Consider the following 15,843-nt stretch of genomic DNA (forward strand, 5'->3'; position numbering starts at 1 on the left):
TGCAGCTAAAGTCGCAAGTGAAATTAATCAATGATCGCGTGACCATTAGAAAAGCCGCTTATTAGAGCGCCTTGCTCAAGGGCATATCAGGAAAATAGTTCATGAATGAAATCATCTCCGCCGCCGTTTTGTTGATTCTGATTATGGATCCGTTGGGCAATCTGCCGATTTTTATGTCGGTGCTCAAACACACCGAGCCGAAACGCCGACGGGCTATTATGGTCAGGGAGTTGTTTATCGCGCTGCTGCTGATGCTCATCTTTCTGTTTGCGGGCGAGAAGATCCTGGCGTTTTTGAACCTGCGGGCGGAAACCGTCTCTATTTCCGGCGGCATTATTCTTTTCTTAATCGCGATTAAGATGATTTTCCCAAGCCATGAGGGCAACAGTAGCGGTCTGCCGGCGGGCGAAGAACCCTTTATCGTGCCGCTCGCCATTCCGCTGGTCGCCGGGCCGACGCTGCTTGCGACCTTAATGCTGCTTTCGCATCAGTACCCGAACCAGATGGGGCATCTGGTTATCGCCCTGCTGCTCGCCTGGGGCGGCACCTTCGTGATTTTATTGCAGTCGTCGCTCTTTTTACGGCTGCTTGGCGAAAAAGGGGTAAACGCGCTGGAGCGGTTGATGGGGCTGGTGCTGGTGATGCTCGCCACCCAGATGTTCCTGGACGGCATCCGGGCGTGGATGAAGGGATAAGAAAAGGGCTTCCGCAGGGAAGCCCTTTTTTTCAGGACAGCAGCGTAAAGGCAATCATACCGACTATCGCGCCCGTCGTGCCGAGGATGGTTTCCATCATCGTCCAGGTTTTCAGCGTCTGCCCTTCCGTCGCGCCGGTAAATTTGCCAAAGAGCCAGAACCCGGCGTCGTTAACGTGGCTCACCACAATCGAACCGCCGCCAATACAGATGGAAAGCGCGGCAAGCTGCGCGCCGGAATAGTTCAGGTGCTCGATAACCGGCATCACCAGGCCCACCGCCGTCAGGCAGGCAACTGTCGCGGAGCCCTGAATAATGCGCACCGCCGCCGCCAGCACAAAGCAGGTAATGGCGATGGGAAGCCCCATGCCGGTTAACGCTGAACCCAACGCCGGGCCGACGCCGGAGTCCACCAGCACCTGTTTGAAGACGCCGCCTGCGCCAATCACCAGCAGAATAATGCCCGCTGGCTGCAACGCCTGGCCGCAAATTTCCATCACCTTATCTTTCGGCATGCCGCGACGCATCGCCAGGCCGTATATCGCCACCAGGCAGGCCACAAGAATGGCGGTAAAAGGATGCCCGATAAATTCCAGCCACTCGTACAGGCGGGAGCCTTGTTCTGTAAAGCGAGCGGCGATGGTTTTCATGCCCACCAGCACCAGCGGCAGCAGGATCAGCGCCAGGCTGAAGCCGAACGATGGCAGCTTACTGTCGCCAAAGTGCGGCTCGTTAATGTCGTCCGGGATGTGCAGTTCCACATAGCGGCTAATGAAGTTGCCGAACAGCGGCCCGGCAATCAGCATGCCCGGAATGGCGGCGCACAGGCCAATTAAAATCATCCAGCCAAAATCAGCATGCATTTGCGAAGCAAGCAGCATCGGCGCAGGCCCCGGCAGCAAAAACGCCGCCGCGGCAGCCACGCCAGCAAAAAGCGGGATAACCAGCCGTACAAGGTTTGCGCCGGTGTGGCGCGCCATTGAAAACGCAATGCTGATAAGCAGCACAATCGCCACCTCAAAGAAAAGCGGCAATGCGCAAATCAGCCCGGCAAGGCCGATGGCGTAATGCGCCCGGCTGTGGCCGAAGGATTTCAGCATCTTCAGGGCAATCTGGTCCACGGCGCCGGTTTCATGCAGGATTTTGCCGAACATCGCGCCAAGCGCTACAACGACCGCCAGAAAGCCGAGCGTGCCGCCCATGCCTTTTTCCATCGTCGTCGCGATTTTATCGAGCGGCATGCCAGAGAACAGCCCGGCGCCAATAGAAACCACCATTAACGCCACAAACGCATGCATCCTTGCCTTCATGACCAAAAACAGCAAAAGGAGAACCGACCCTACAGCCGTTAACACGAGGGTTAATGTATTCACAACTTTTATAGCCTTTTATTTTTGATTGATTACCGCAATGGTGCTTTTCACCACCTCGTCCAGCGTCTGGTCGATATCAACGATAAGCACATCGCTTTCGTCATTTTGCGGCTCTTCCAGCGCTTCAAACTGCGTTACCAGCATCTGGGGTTTGAAGAAATGGCCTTTCCGTGCGCGCAGGCGGCTTTCGATAACGTCAAAGTCGCCTTTCAGATAAATGAAAGAGAGGTTCGGATTGCCGTCGCGCAGGATATCGCGATAGCGCTTTTTCAGCGCGGAGCAGACAATCAGCGACACTTTGTTTGTGCGTTGCATGGCGAAAGCGGCGTCGTTAAGCGCTTGCAACCACGGCTTACGGTCATCGTCGTTCAGCGGATCGCCCGCCGCCATTTTCATGATATTGCGGCGCGGGTGCAGGAAATCGCCGTCCAGAAACGCGGCGTTCAGACGGTGCGCCACTTCTGCGGCGACGGCGGATTTCCCGCTGCCGGATACGCCCATCAGGACAAAAATATGGTGATCGTTATTGGTTGTGCTCATTGCGTCGCTCCTGGTGGCACAGCATTACACAAATCGTTACGGGCAATTTGTTACGGGTAACAGTTATCGGTAACATTGTCCGACCCACACTTTTAATTAGCAATAACCATAGCTTTTGAAAGCGGATAAGTGTGAACTACATCAAATTTGCGCGATCAAATCGATCCGCCTGTGGACAGGGTAAAACCCAGATCAAGCAGCGCTGGCGTTACCGTTTCGCCGCGAATGCGCGCCAGTAAACGCTCGGCGCCGATGCGCCCCATCCGCTCGCGCGGCGTCAGCACGCTGGCAAGGCGCGGCTCCATCACCTGGCCGATGTCGTGACCGTGAAAACCGGCAATCGCCATATCTTGCGGGATGCGCAGCCCCATGCGCTGGCATTCGAACGCCGCGCCGATGGCAAGGTCGTCATTGGTGCAGAAAATACTGTCGAGCTGAGGGTACTCCCGGCGCGCCTGGCGCAGCAGTTCAATACCGGTGGAATAAGAAGAGGATTGCTCCACCATCACGCTATACGGCGTGAGGCCCGCATCACGCATCGCCTGCTCATACCCTTTTTGCTTCAGGATGGTGCGCTCATCAAGGCGGGCGCCGAGATAAGCAACGTGCCGGTGGCCGCGGGCAATGATTGCCGCCGTCATCTGCCGCGCCGCGTCGAAGTTATCAAACCCCACGGCGATATCCAGGCATGGCGATACGCTGTCCATCAGCTCAACCACCGGAATGCCGGCCACTTCAATCATTTTTAGCGTGCGCGGGGTGTGGGTTCGCTCAGTCAGGATAAGGCCGTCGATATTCCAGGAGAGCATCGACTCCAGCCGCTCCTCTTCCAGCTCTGGCTTATAGCCATAGTGGGCAAGCATGGTCTGGTAGCCGTGCGCATCAATCACGCTTTCGATACCGCGCAGCACTTCTGCGAATACCTGGTTGGTTAAAGAGGGAAGCAGGACGCCCACCGCCCGGCTGGTGGCGTTAGAAAGGATATCCGGCGCCCGGTTGGGAATGTAGCCAAGATCATCCAGCGCCGCGGCAATTTTTCCCCGTAGCGCCACCGAAACCTGCTCAGGATTGCGCAGGTAGCGGCTGATGGTCATTTTGGTAACGCCGACGCGATCGGCTACGTCCTGAAGAACCGGTCTTTTCTTTTTCATCGTCCTGAATAAGCGTGAGGTGAAAATTGCCGCTCAGTCTAGCACGGACGACGCTCAACCTTCCCCAGTTTCAGGGAAGGTTGAGAAGTGCGTTAAGTTATTAAACCGGCGGCAGATCGAAGAGCAGAATTTCGCTTTCGCTGTCGGCATGCAGAGAGAGCGTTTGCTCATCCCAGATAGCGAGGCCGTCGCTGGTGGTCGCTTTGGTGCCGTTGACCGTCACTTCGCCTTTCACTACCTGGATCCAGACGCGGCGCCCGGCGGCAATCGAGTAATCCGCCTGCTCATCTTTCGCCATCGCCCAGCGGGAAAGCTCCATATCCTGGTAGACTTTCAGCGAGCCGTCGCGGGCATCCGGGGAAAGCACCAGCTGGCGGCCCTGGGCGGCATCGAAGCGGCGCTGTTCGTAGCGCGGCTCAATACCGGTTTTTTCAGGGATGATCCAAATCTGGTACAAACGCAGACGCTCGGTGCTGCTCGGGTTGTACTCGGAGTGACGTACCCCGGTCCCGGCGCTCATGATTTGAAACTCGCCTGCCGGCACCTGCTCTTTGTTGCCCATGCTGTCTTCGTGCTCTACCGCCCCTTCCAGCACATAGGTCAGGATCTCCATGTCCTTGTGCGGGTGGGTGCCGAAGCCCTGGCCAGGCGCCACCACGTCATCGTTAATCACCCGCAGCGCGGAGAAGCCCATAAAGTTCGGATCGTAGTAATTGGCGAAAGAAAAAGTGTGCCAGGAGTCCAGCCAACCGTGGTTAGCGTGACCGCGTTCATTTGCGTTACGTAAGTAGATCATGTTGTGCCCTCCTCATCAGATGCGCTAAGTGTGGACCGGAAACGGCATCGATCATAGAGGGTGAAAATTGACTCCTCTGTTCAAAAAATATGAACAAGTACAGAGGAGCCAGAAAGCCTTATCTGGCAAGGGTTACGGTCGAGGGTGATGCCTGCTCGAAACCGCGTTCAAGGATTTCAAGGTTGGTCATCACTTCAGATTCTCTGACGTAATTTGGCGCGCCGTTTACCAGCGTTTCATAGAGGGAATCATAGACGCGGCCATAGTCGCCTGGCTCGGCCTGCACCTGTTCGCGCACGGTTTCGCCCGCACCATTTACATACTCAAGCACCCCTTCGCCTTCGTTAGCGGCAAAACCGGCTTCGCCCGGCATCACGCCCGCTTTCAGGCTGGTCTCCTGCTGGTCGATGCCATAACGCAGGAAAGAGCCCTGGGTGCCGTGCACGATAAACTTCGGGTAATCAATTTTGACGAAATGGCTGGTTTTAACGATGGCTTTCAGGTCGCCGTAAAACAGCTGCGCTTCAAAAGTATCATCCGGATTGGCTTTATTACGCAGGCTGCGGATGTCATAGCTGACATGGTCCGGGCGGCCAAACAGCGAAATTATCTGGTCCATGGTGTGGACGCCAAGGCCATAAAACATGCCGTCCTGAGGCAGGCCCGGTTTGGTTTCCGCCGTCGGGCGGTAGTAGTCGAAGTGGCTTTCGATTTCGACAATCTGCCCGAGCTTGCCGCTCTCGATCACTTTTTTCGTGGTGAGGAAGCAGGAGTCGAAGCGGCGGTTCTGGTAAGGGGTTACGGTCAGCCCTTTGCTTCGCGCCAGCTCGAACAGCTCCCGCGCCTCGGCAAGCGTCGGCGTGAAAGGTTTTTCCACCAGCACATTTTTGCCCGCCTCCAGCGCGCGCTTCGCGTAGTCAAAGTGGCTGTCCGCGTGGGTGCAGACAATCACCAGCTTCACCGATTCATCGCCCAGCACGTCGTCAAGGTTGCTGGTGAAGTGAATGTGCTGATACTGCGGCTGTTGTTCCAGTTCCGGTTTTTCATGGCGGCGAAAAATATGGGCCACGTGAAATTTATCTTTGCGGATAAGCACATAAGGCAGGTGATAGCGGGTAGTGCTTTTGCCAAAGCCAATAAAAGCGCAGTTGAGGGTCATACTCTTTTCCTTATTGCAGACACTCAACTTACCTTAACCCCCAGGGCCGACATCCGCCAGTCAGCGCGCTTTTCCGAATGCAAAAACCTCACTATTCCTGGTTCGTTGATTCCATTAGGAAATGCCTGCGAAGGCCTTAAATCAGGAATTCGTTTAGGCCTGAAGCATTAAGGGCGCGTGGTAGTATGCGCGCCCCGGAAAGTCCGGGCATGTCTCTTTTTACAGACGGGCAACGGAGCCGCGGCAAGCCACCATGGATCGGCGTTTTCTCTTTTTAAATGCAGGAATCTGCTTCTGGTCGCTCGCGCTCGCGGCCTGGTTCTGTCACCTCCTGAACTGGGCGCTGCCGCTCGCCGGCGTGACCTTACTGGCTTTTATGCTTCATCCTTTACAACAGCAGGTTTTTACCATGTTTGGAAAAATGAAAACGACGGCAGAGGCGCCGCAAAATACAATCGTGAAAACGCCGCACCCGGTTGAAAAAGAGCCGCTGCGCGAAGAAAAACAGAACAACACCCTGGTCGCCGCCGACGTGCACTTTGAGGGCAATATTACTGCCGCCGGGCAGGTATATATTTACGGCACGGTACGCGGCAATATCGATTCCCGCGACGGCATCATTAAAATTATGCGCAGCGGGCTGGTGGAAGGGAATATTACGAGCAGGGAACTGATTGTCGATGGCACCGTCAAGGGCGAATGCTGGTCCGATTCCATTGATATCTACGAACACGGAAAGATTCACGGCGCCATCACTTACGCCACGCTTGCCGTTAAAAAAGGCGGCGCGCTGGTCGGCCAGGCTGAACACCAGCTCCCGGCTGAAACGCTGACCAATATTATTGATTTTTCTGTAGAACAACCCGACGCGGCGGAAAGCGAAGCGATGGTCGGCCCGCAGCCTGCAAAGGGCAAAAAGCAGGCCTGAGCGTTAACCCACCCCGTGGCGCTCAGGCAAAAAAAAAGCCAGCACCCGGCTGGCTAAGAAATACTGGAAGCAATGTGAGCAATGTCGTGCTTTCAGGTGACTCCGTTGGGGAACGCCCTGAACGCATGACAATAATAATCATTATCATTCGCATGTGTCCAGCGATTTTTAGCAAAAAATGGCAGTTGACCCCATAAGCGAAACGGCGGAAGGTGAAAGTACATTTAACCGAGGGAGAAAACAGCATGTCATTACACGTGGTTGTCCGTCACGCCGAAGCCCGGGATACCGAATCTCTGCGCCAGCTCAACGCCATGGCGGAGGTCTACCACGATACGCTGCAAATTCCTCATCCGTCTTTTGAAATGTGGCAGGCGCGCATGAGCCAGCCGCCTGCGGGGCGGCGTCAGCTGGTGGGCTGCATTGATGATGTCGTGGCGGGCCACCTTGCGCTTACCGTGGAGCAAAACCCGCGCCGCAGTCATGTAGCTACGTTCGGCATGAGCGTGCATCCGGCGTACCGCAACCGCGGCGTCGCTTCTGCGCTGATGGCGGAGATGGTGAACCTCTGCGACAACTGGCTGCGCATCGAGCGCATTGAACTCACGGTATTTGTCGATAACGCGCCGGCGCTGGCGGTCTACCGCAAGTTTGGTTTTGAAACCGAAGGCACTGGCAAGCAGTATGCGCTGCGCAACGGCGAGTATATTGATGCCTTTTTTATGGCGCGAATGAAAGCGCGCTAAAAGCCCCTTTTATCTTCCGCTCTCCTCCTGCGCGGCGCCGTTTGTTCCAGGCGTCGCGCTCGTTTCCTTTTTTATTCTGCCGCGTTATGCCCTGACTGTTTTTCATATAGCCAAAATTCATATGAAATATTTTTTGGTCATTTTAAAGCTATAAACCCTCTCTATATATTTGTCTGAAAAACACCCCAGGCAAAAAACTTCATCCGCCCTCTTTGCCCTTTCAGCGTGCATGACAGTTTGCAGGATAAATAAAGTTAATGATTGTTCTAAAAAACATATCCAAAATTTTTCAGACGGGAAAAGAGAGCCTGACCGCCGTTGACGACGTGAACCTTACCATCGCGCGCGGTCAGATTTACGGCATTATCGGCTACAGCGGCGCGGGGAAAAGCACGCTGATACGCCTGCTCAACGGCCTTGAGAAACCGACTTCCGGCAGCGTGGTCATCGCCGATCACGATATTTCAGCAGCCAAAGGCGAAGCGCTGCGCCGCGCGCGCCTGAAAATCAGCATGGTGTTCCAGCACTTCAACCTGCTGTGGTCGAGAACCGTCAGCGAAAACATCGCTTTTTCCATGCAGATTGCCGGCGTGCCCAAAGCGGATATTAAAAAGCGCGTGGCGGAACTGGTGGAGCTGGTCGGTCTGAAAGGCCGTGAAAACGCCTATCCCTCCCGTCTGAGCGGCGGCCAGAAGCAGCGCGTGGGCATTGCGCGGGCGCTGGCCAATAATCCCGATGTCCTGCTGTGCGACGAAGCGACGTCAGCGCTCGACCCGCAAACCACCGATCAAATTCTCGATCTGCTGAAAGACATTAATACGCGCTTCAACCTGACCATCGTGCTTATCACCCATGAAATGCATGTGGTGCGAAAAATTTGCGACCGCGTGGCAGTGATGGAAAACGGAAAAGTGGTGGAAGAAGGCGACGTGCTACAGGTCTTTACCCATCCGCAAAAAGAAATCACGCGGCAGTTTGTTCGCCAGATCAGCCAGCATGACGACGATGACGCCTTCCAGCCGGAGCTGGCCGATAACCTGAGCGGCACCATTATTAAGCTCACCTTTGTTGGCACCAGCACGCACCAGCCGGTCGTCGGCGAGCTGACGCTGCGCTACGGCGTGCCGTTTAATATTCTCCACGGGCGGATGACGCAAACCGCCCAGGGCGTGTTCGGCCAGCTCTGGCTGCATGTCAACGCCACCCAGGAGCAGCTTGAAAATATTCTCAACGACTTACGCCAGCATGAAATTCAGAGTGAGGTAATTCAACGTGGCTGATTCATTTTTTCCCCATCTCAAATGGGAGCAGCTGTTTGCGGCCACGCAGGAAACGCTTTATATGACGGCGCTGTCGGGTATCGCGACGTTTATTCTCGGATTGATTCTGGGGCTAGCGTTATTTTTAACGGCGAAAGGCAGTTTATTCCAGAACCGCACCCTCTACAGCGTTATTTCCATTGTGGTAAACGTCTTCCGTTCTATTCCTTTTATTATTTTGATTGTGCTGCTGATACCGTTTACCAAAACGATCATTGGCACCATTTTAGGCGCGAATGCCGCGCTGCCGGCGTTGATTGTCGGCGCGGCGCCCTTCTATGCGCGCCTGGTCGAAATCGCCCTGCGTGAAGTGGACAAAGGCGTTATTGAAGCCACGCGCTCTATGGGCGCCCGTCTGAGCACGCTGATTTTCCGGGTGTTAATTCCTGAATCGTCGCCGGCGCTGGTCTCCGGTATTACCGTTACGCTTATCGCGCTGGTGAGCTACAGCGCGATGGCCGGGGTCATTGGCGCAGGCGGTTTAGGCAACCTGGCTTATCTGGAAGGATTCCAGCGTAACCACAACGATGTCACTCTGGTGGCAACAGTAACTATCCTCGTCATCGTCTTTATTATTCAGTTCGCAGGCGACGCGCTGACGAAGTATTTAGACAAACGCTAAACACACAACAGAGAATAAATCCCATGAAAAAAGTTCTGACACTGATTGCCGCCGCCACATTAAGTTTCTCCGCCTGGGCTGATACCTTAACCGTCGGCGCGTCTAACGTTCCGCATGCGGAAATTCTGGAGCAGGCCAAACCTATTCTGGCAAAACAGGGCATCGATCTCGAAATTCGTCCTTTCCAGGATTACATCCTGCCGAATACCGCGCTGGCGAGCCATGATATCGACGCCAACTATTTCCAGCATATCCCGTACCTGAACAGCGTGCTTAAAGATCACGCCGACGATAAAACCTATGATTTCGTCAGCGCAGGCGCCATCCATATTGAGCCGATCGGTATTTATTCAAAAAAATACAAATCGCTGAAAGATCTGCCCCAGGGCGGCAAAGTGATTATGCGTGACGCCGTGGCGGAAGAAGGCCGTATTCTCTCTATCTTTGAAAAAGAGGGCGTCATTAAACTGAAGCCGGGCGTGGATAAAGTGGCGGCGCGCATCAGCGACGTGGTGGAAAACCCGAAAAAACTGCAATTCCTCCCGAACGTGGAAGGCTCGCTGCTGCCGCAAATGTACGCCAATGATGAAGGCGACGCGGTGGTGATTAACGCCAACTACGCCATCGACGCGGGTCTTGATCCGGTAAAAGATCCGATTGCGGTGGAAAGCGGTGAAAATAACCCGTACGCCAACATCATTACCGTTCATCGCGGCGACGAGAAGAAAAAAGATATCGTCGCGCTGGTGAACGTGCTGCATTCCAAAGAAATTCAGGACTGGATCCGCACCAAATACAAAGGCGCGGTTATTCCGGTAAATAACTAAAAAATAAGGGAGCCTCGGCTCCTTTTTTATTTGTTGGTTACGCCATAGTAGGCCTGATTTGCTCTCTTCTGCTGCTGTTTACTCAGGGCGTTTGCCAACTCCCGCATGCCATTTAACGCCAGTTCAATTTGCTGCGTGCGGCTTTGCTGTTTATTAACCGCGCTGGCAAGCCCGAACAGGCCGCAGGAGCGAGTGTTAATGGTAAATAACTGTTCACGCTTGCGTTTTTCAATTTCCTGCAAAATATGCCGGTAAGCCTGCGGATCGCGATTAATAAAATATGCCTGTCCCTCCGCCTCGCATAAAGCCAGGTCAGAGAGTTTTTCCGCCGGGTTGAGCGCATGCAAATTGTAAAGCAGCAATGCGGTGCCCGACGCCGCTATCGCGCTAAGATAAATTGCTATCAGTTTCATTTTAGAATGCGTAAATACAATAAGTTATTTATATAATTTTTCTAAAATACAGTTGTTTCTATAATAGATAAAGGCTGTCAGAACCCCGGGCCGCCTTTTCAATGATCCGGATCATATTCTGAAAATTTGCCTGTTTTAATAGCGTAAAACTATCAAAAGGGTAAAACGGTATAAGTTACGCCAACGCGATCCCGCTATATCGCCCTTGGTTTAACAGCAAAACGGGCAGGAACCCGGCGTTTAGTGATAGAAATAAGTAATAGATAAAACAGAAGTCAATTTATCTAAGATAATGTTTAGTAACGATTAAAATTTAAAATACCCCGGGAAAAACTAATCCTTCTCGCTTCACTTAAGAAATTCTCAGTCGTGAGCTTCATCACAACTCGTTACTCTGCGCGCCTGACGGGAGGAAACGATGTTATTGCATGTACTTTATCTTATCGGCATTACCGCCGAAGCCATGACAGGCGCGCTGGCGGCTGGCCGTCGCCGCATGGATACCTTTGGCGTTATTATCATCGCGGCGGTAACGGCGATTGGCGGCGGCTCTATCAGAGATATCCTGCTGGGCCATTATCCACTGGGCTGGGTGGCGCATCCGGAGTATCTCATTATTGTCTCCACGGCGGCGGTGCTTACTACCTTTGTCGCTCCCGTTATGCCCTATTTGCGCCGCCTGTTTCTGCTGCTGGATGCGCTGGGCCTGGTGGTGTTTTCGATAATCGGCGCGCAGGTGGCGCTGGATATGGGACACAGCCCGGTTATCGCGTCGGTTTCGGCCGTTATTACCGGCGTTTTTGGCGGCGTGCTTCGCGACCTGTTCTGCAAGCGCATACCGCTGGTCTTTCAAAAAGAGATTTACGCCAGCGTCTCTTTTGCTTCCGCCGTGCTTTACCTGGCGCTGCAACACGTGGTAGCCAGCCACGACGCGGTGGTGATGGCGACGCTGCTTTTTGGCTTTACGGCGCGGCTGCTGGCGCTGCGTTTCAGGCTCGGGCTGCCTGCGTTTCACTACCGGGAAAACCCGCACGGCTAAGAAAACGGGTAGCGTTATCCCCGCTACCCGTTTGTCCGCTATGCAGGCATGGCTTAATACCCTGCGGTCAGGTCATCCAGCGTGCGCGGATCCGAAGCGCCATAAAGCATGCCGTCCGGGCCGACCATAATGCTCTGGGTGCTGCCCATGACCTCTTTCACCGCCACGTTCTGCCCTTTCTCTTTTAACAGCCTCTGCGTGTCCGGGCTAAACCCTTTCTCAAGCCACAGCTCATCCGGCAGCCACTGGTGATGGAAACGCGGCGCGCTGGTCGCTTCCGCCACGTTCATCCCGTAATCCACCGTGTTGACTATCATCTGCAAAACGGTGGTGATAATGCGGCTGCCGCCCGGGCTTCCGGTCACAAGCCAGGTTTTACCCTCTTTCACCACGATGGTCGGCGACATAGACGAAAGCGGACGCTTCTTCGGCCCCACGGCGTTAGCATCGCCCCCCACCAGCCCGTAAACGTTCGGTACGCCCGGCTTGGCGGAGAAATCGTCCATTTCGTTATTCAGCAGAATGCCGGTGTTGCCCGCCACAATGCCGCTGCCGAAATCGGTGTTAAGCGTGTAAGTGACCGCGACCGCGTTGCCGTCTTTATCCACAACCGAGAAATGCGTGGTCTGGTTGCTTTCATAAGGCGAGATATTGCCCGGCTTGATTTCCTTCGACGGCTTCGCCTTATTGATGTCTATCTGCTGGGCCAGCGACTTTGCGTAATCCTTACTGGTCAGCGCTTCCCACGGCACTTTCACGAAGTCAGGGTCGCCAAGGTACTCCGAACGATCGGCATAAGCGTATTTTTCTGCTTCCGCCATCAGCTGCATGCTGTCGGCGCTGCCGAAACCGTATTTATGCAGGTCAAAGTTTTCAAGAATATTGAGGATCTGCACGATGTGGATCCCGCCTGACGAGGGCGGCGGCATAGAGAAGATTTGGTAGCCGCGGTAATCGCCGCTGATGGGCGTACGCTCAACCGCTTTGTAGTTCGCCAGATCCTCTTTGGTGATTAACCCGCCGTTGTTCGCCATCTCCTGCGCTATCTGATCGGCAATCGGGCCTTTATAGAAAGCATCAGGGCCGGTTTCGGCAATCATCTCCAGGCTTTTCGCCAGATTGGTCTGCACCAGCTTCTCACCCTGTTGCAGCGGCGTGCCGTCGGGCTTCCAGAAAATTGCTTTGCTGTTTTCATGTTGCGGCAGAATATCGGCGCCGTAGGTTTTCAGGTCTGACGCCAGCGCCTCGTTGATGGTTATCCCGTCCCGCGCGAGCCGGATGGCAGGCTGGATCACCTTGTTAAGCGGCATGGTGCCGTACTTTTCCAGCGCCATGGAGAAACCCGCCACGCTTCCCGGCGTCCCGGTCGCCAGATGCGAGGTCAGCGATTTGTTGCTGTCGGCGTTGCCCTGCTCGTCAAGGAACATATCCCGCGTCGCTCTGGCAGGCGCCATTTCCCGGAAATCGATGGCGGTGACCTTGCCCTCTTTGGTGCGCAGCATCATAAAACCGCCGCCGCCCAGGTTACCCGCCTGCGGGTGAGTGACCGCCAGCGCGAAGCCCACCGCTACGGCGGCATCCACCGCATTGCCGCCCTGCTTCAGGATATCCACCCCCACTTGCGTGGCAGTCGCGTCCACGGACGCCACCATGCCGTGCTGGGCGCGAACCGGGTGAAAAATATCCTGCTCAACGCCGTAGGAAACCGGCGCAGGGGCCGCCGTGGGCGGCGGCGCGGCCGTCACCGGTAAACATAACCCTGCCACCAGCGCCGGGATAACGGCCCAGCGTGCCATGTTCCACCTCATCGTCATTGCTGCTCTCCTGCTCAGAACGGGGCCAGCCCCCGCTTAAGCCTGGTTCACAATGCTTAAAAAATCATCGTGGTGCGATAAAGGAGATACACTAAAAGAATGCCCCCGAAACGGAGGAAGTGAGAATGAAACGAACATTGCTGATGGCGGCTTTGCTGCCCTGCTGCGCGCTGGCGCAGCCCCTGAATGTCACCAATAACCCGAACCTGCCAGGCTATCAGATCCCGGCCCAGCAGCGGCTGCAAACGCAGATGCAGATAAATCAAAACCAGCGGCAAAGCATGCTCAATCAACAGGTGCAATCGCAAAGCCGCCTGCAACAACAGCATCTTGAAGCGCAGATCAACAACAACACGCAGCGCATGCGGCAGTCGCAGCCGGGCGAGTTGAACCCGCAAACGCAACAGGTCTTGCCGAATACCGGCGGCAGCATGTTGAGCAGCGGCGGCGAGCAAAGAATGCTGAACAACAGCGCAACAGTGACGCAGGAAAGCCATATGCTGCCGCAAAGAAGCAATGGCGATATGTTGCAGGAAAATAACGGCACGCTGAACACTAACAGCACGGGTATAACGCCGCAGCCTAACGTGCCGCTGAAAACTATCGGGCCTTAAGCGCCAAAGTTCGGCCCGATAACATCAATCCGGTCGGTGCAGATGCAGTCTACGCCCCAGCTAAGCAGCAGCGCGGCGCGCTCCGGCGCATTCACGGTATAGACCAGAATGCGCAGCCCGGCGGACTTAATCTGCGCCACCCGCGCTTCGTCCAGCAGCTTATGGTTAAGATGCAGCGAGACGCAGTCGAGCCTTGCCGCCAGCGCGCGCCAGTCATCGCGCCAGGCATCAAGCAGCAAACCGCGAGGCAGTTCAGGCGCCGCCTGCTGCGCCGCTTCCAGCGCGGCAATGGAAAAAGAAGAGAGCAGCGGCGCGGTCATGCCCTGCCACAGCTCGCGGGCAGCCAGCGCTACTGCTTTTCCTGTCCGGGCATCGACGCCGGTTGTCGGCTTGATTTCAATATTCGCCATCATCGCGTGCTGGCGGCAACGCTGCGCCACTTCGGAAAGCAGCGGCAGCCTCTCGCCTTTAAACTCGCCGCTGTACCAGCCGCCCGCATCCACCCTTAACAGTTCATCCCAGGTTAATTTTCCCGCCACGCCCCAGCCATTGCTGGTGCGCTCAAGCGTGTCGTCATGCAGCAGGAAGATATGTCCGTCGGCTGAGAGTTTGGCGTCGAACTCAATCATGGTGTGACCTAAGCGCGCCCCGACATCCATCGCCGCCAGCGTATTTTCCGGCGCCAGCTTGCCGCCGCCGCGATGGGCGACGATTTTCGGGTAAGGCCAGTTGCTCATAGTCGTTGTCCTGTTTCACCGTCAAAAAAGTGCAGATGATTCTCTGGCAGGCGCAGCCACAGCGTGCTGCCTGGCTGCGGGCGCTCCTGATGCGCCAGGCGCACCACCACGTTTTGCGCTCCCCAGCGCCCGTGCGCCAGATTATCTGCGCCGAGCATCTCAAGCGTATCGAGCGGCAAAGGCACGCCGCCTGCGGTTTGTGAGCTTAGCGCAATATGTTCCGGGCGGATACCCAGCGTCACTTTACGTCCGGCGAGCGTTTTATGCAGATGCCCGAGCGGCAGCGACATGCCGTCGTTCAGGTCAAAATGCGTGCCGCCGTCATTCACCCGCCCTTCCAGCAGGTTCATGGCTGGCGAGCCGATGAAGCTTGCCACAAAGCGGCTGGCGGGCTTTTCGTAAACCTCTACCGGCGTGCCGATTTGCTCCGCCACCCCTTTGTTCATCACCATCACGCGCTGGGCGAGCGTCATCGCTTCTACCTGATCGTGAGTAACGTACAGGCTGGTGGTTTTCAGGCGGCGATGCAGCTGTTGCAACTCAAGGCGCATCTGTACACGCAGTTTGGCGTCGAGGTTGGAAAGCGGCTCGTCGAACAGGAACACCGCCGGGTCGCGCACAATGGCGCGGCCCATCGCCACGCGCTGGCGCTGGCCGCCGGAAAGCTCGCGCGGACGGCGTTTGAGCAACCCGTCAAGCTCCAGAATGCGCGCCGCCTCTTTTACCCGCTCGGCGATGTGGCTTTTACCCATGCCGCGAATTTTTAGCCCCCAGGCCATGTTCTCTTCCACATTCATGTGCGGATAGAGCGCATAGTTTTGAAACACCATCGCAATGCCGCGCGCTTTCGGCTCCATCTCCGTCACGCGCTGGCGATCGATCCAGATATCACCGCTGGTGACGCGCTCAAGCCCCGCCACCATGCGCAACAGCGTCGATTTTCCGCAGCCGGAAGGGCCGACCATCACGATAAATTCGCCATCCGCCACGTCTACCGTCAGCGGCTGGATTACCTGCGTTTTGCCGTTGTCCCAGCTTTTGGTCACGGCCTGTAGTTTTAATCCTGCCATC

General features: G+C 55.6%; 17 protein-coding genes. 8 read left to right on the forward strand and 9 right to left on the reverse strand.

What is annotated here, in order from left to right; translation table 11 throughout:
- Positions 1-101: 101 nt before the first annotated feature.
- A complete protein-coding gene (yhgN, locus tag DW56_RS19905; protein WP_024552049.1) occupies positions 102-695 on the forward strand; it encodes an NAAT family transporter YhgN in 594 nt (197 codons plus the stop codon).
- A 31-nt stretch (positions 696-726) separates the two neighbouring features.
- On the opposite strand, the gene gntU is transcribed toward yhgN, so the two are convergent.
- From gntU to DW56_RS19930, 5 genes are all read right to left on the reverse strand, one after another.
- Positions 727-2,067, reverse strand: a complete 1,341-nt coding sequence (gntU, locus tag DW56_RS19910) for a gluconate transporter (RefSeq protein WP_035890375.1) — start codon at positions 2,065-2,067, stop codon at positions 727-729.
- Between the two features lie 15 nt (positions 2,068-2,082).
- Positions 2,083-2,607 (reverse strand): gluconokinase, encoded by a 525-nt coding sequence (gene gntK, locus DW56_RS19915; protein WP_024552051.1) that lies wholly within the window; start codon positions 2,605-2,607, stop codon positions 2,083-2,085.
- Positions 2,608-2,762: 155 nt separating this feature from the next.
- Positions 2,763-3,758: a gluconate operon transcriptional repressor GntR gene (gene gntR / locus DW56_RS19920; RefSeq protein ID WP_024552052.1), complete on the reverse strand. Its 996-nt coding sequence runs from the start codon at positions 3,756-3,758 to the stop codon at positions 2,763-2,765.
- A gap of 100 nt (positions 3,759-3,858) precedes the next feature.
- The gene (locus tag DW56_RS19925; protein WP_024552053.1) at positions 3,859-4,554 is read right to left on the reverse strand and encodes a pirin family protein; all 696 of its coding nucleotides are present in this window, start codon (positions 4,552-4,554) and stop codon (positions 3,859-3,861) included.
- A gap of 118 nt (positions 4,555-4,672) precedes the next feature.
- Positions 4,673-5,713, reverse strand: coding sequence for an oxidoreductase (locus DW56_RS19930; RefSeq protein WP_024552054.1), 1,041 nt, complete (start codon positions 5,711-5,713; stop codon positions 4,673-4,675).
- Positions 5,714-6,122: 409 nt separating this feature from the next.
- On the opposite strand from DW56_RS19930, the gene DW56_RS19935 reads away from it, so the two are divergent.
- From DW56_RS19935 to DW56_RS19955, 5 genes are all read left to right on the forward strand, one after another.
- Positions 6,123-6,641 (forward strand): bactofilin family protein, encoded by a 519-nt coding sequence (locus DW56_RS19935; RefSeq protein ID WP_161808558.1) that lies wholly within the window; start codon positions 6,123-6,125, stop codon positions 6,639-6,641.
- Positions 6,642-6,886: 245 nt separating this feature from the next.
- The gene (gene yhhY / locus DW56_RS19940) at positions 6,887-7,387 is read left to right on the forward strand and encodes an N-acetyltransferase (protein ID WP_024552056.1); all 501 of its coding nucleotides are present in this window, start codon (positions 6,887-6,889) and stop codon (positions 7,385-7,387) included.
- A 257-nt stretch (positions 7,388-7,644) separates the two neighbouring features.
- A complete protein-coding gene (locus DW56_RS19945; RefSeq protein WP_024552057.1) occupies positions 7,645-8,667 on the forward strand; it encodes a methionine ABC transporter ATP-binding protein in 1,023 nt (340 codons plus the stop codon).
- Positions 8,660-9,328 (forward strand): methionine ABC transporter permease, encoded by a 669-nt coding sequence (locus DW56_RS19950; protein WP_024552058.1) that lies wholly within the window; start codon positions 8,660-8,662, stop codon positions 9,326-9,328. The genes DW56_RS19945 and DW56_RS19950 overlap by 8 nt, the downstream gene beginning before the upstream one ends.
- A gap of 23 nt (positions 9,329-9,351) precedes the next feature.
- Positions 9,352-10,155 (forward strand): MetQ/NlpA family ABC transporter substrate-binding protein, encoded by an 804-nt coding sequence (locus DW56_RS19955; RefSeq protein ID WP_024552059.1) that lies wholly within the window; start codon positions 9,352-9,354, stop codon positions 10,153-10,155.
- 26 nt (positions 10,156-10,181) lie between these two features.
- On the opposite strand, the gene DW56_RS19960 is transcribed toward DW56_RS19955, so the two are convergent.
- Complete coding sequence (locus DW56_RS19960) at positions 10,182-10,568, reverse strand: hypothetical protein (RefSeq protein ID WP_024552060.1); 387 nt, start codon at positions 10,566-10,568, stop codon at positions 10,182-10,184.
- A 418-nt stretch (positions 10,569-10,986) separates the two neighbouring features.
- Between DW56_RS19960 and DW56_RS19965 the strand changes: the two genes are divergently transcribed.
- Entirely contained in the window at positions 10,987-11,607 is a 621-nt protein-coding gene (locus DW56_RS19965; protein ID WP_024552061.1) for a trimeric intracellular cation channel family protein, read from the forward strand.
- 53 nt (positions 11,608-11,660) lie between these two features.
- Here DW56_RS19965 and ggt read toward each other — a convergent pair whose 3' ends face one another.
- Positions 11,661-13,415, reverse strand: a complete 1,755-nt coding sequence (ggt, locus tag DW56_RS19970; RefSeq protein ID WP_024552062.1) for a gamma-glutamyltransferase — start codon at positions 13,413-13,415, stop codon at positions 11,661-11,663.
- Between the two features lie 131 nt (positions 13,416-13,546).
- Between ggt and DW56_RS19975 the strand changes: the two genes are divergently transcribed.
- Positions 13,547-14,035: a DUF2756 family protein gene (locus tag DW56_RS19975; protein WP_024552063.1), complete on the forward strand. Its 489-nt coding sequence runs from the start codon at positions 13,547-13,549 to the stop codon at positions 14,033-14,035.
- Here DW56_RS19975 and ugpQ read toward each other — a convergent pair.
- Both ugpQ and DW56_RS19985 read right to left on the reverse strand, forming a co-directional pair.
- Complete coding sequence (ugpQ, locus tag DW56_RS19980) at positions 14,032-14,772, reverse strand: glycerophosphodiester phosphodiesterase (protein WP_024552064.1); 741 nt, start codon at positions 14,770-14,772, stop codon at positions 14,032-14,034. The two genes, DW56_RS19975 and ugpQ, sit on opposite strands and share 4 nt — an antisense overlap.
- Positions 14,769-15,842 carry a sn-glycerol-3-phosphate import ATP-binding protein UgpC gene (locus tag DW56_RS19985; RefSeq protein ID WP_024552065.1) on the reverse strand — a complete coding sequence of 358 codons (1,074 nt, stop codon included), beginning with the start codon at positions 15,840-15,842 and terminating at the stop codon, positions 14,769-14,771. The genes ugpQ and DW56_RS19985 overlap by 4 nt, the downstream gene beginning before the upstream one ends.
- Position 15,843: the final 1 nt, after the last annotated feature.

The sequence above is a fragment of the Franconibacter helveticus LMG 23732 genome, from assembly GCF_000463115.2.
GTDB classification, from domain to species: domain Bacteria; phylum Pseudomonadota; class Gammaproteobacteria; order Enterobacterales; family Enterobacteriaceae; genus Franconibacter; species Franconibacter helveticus.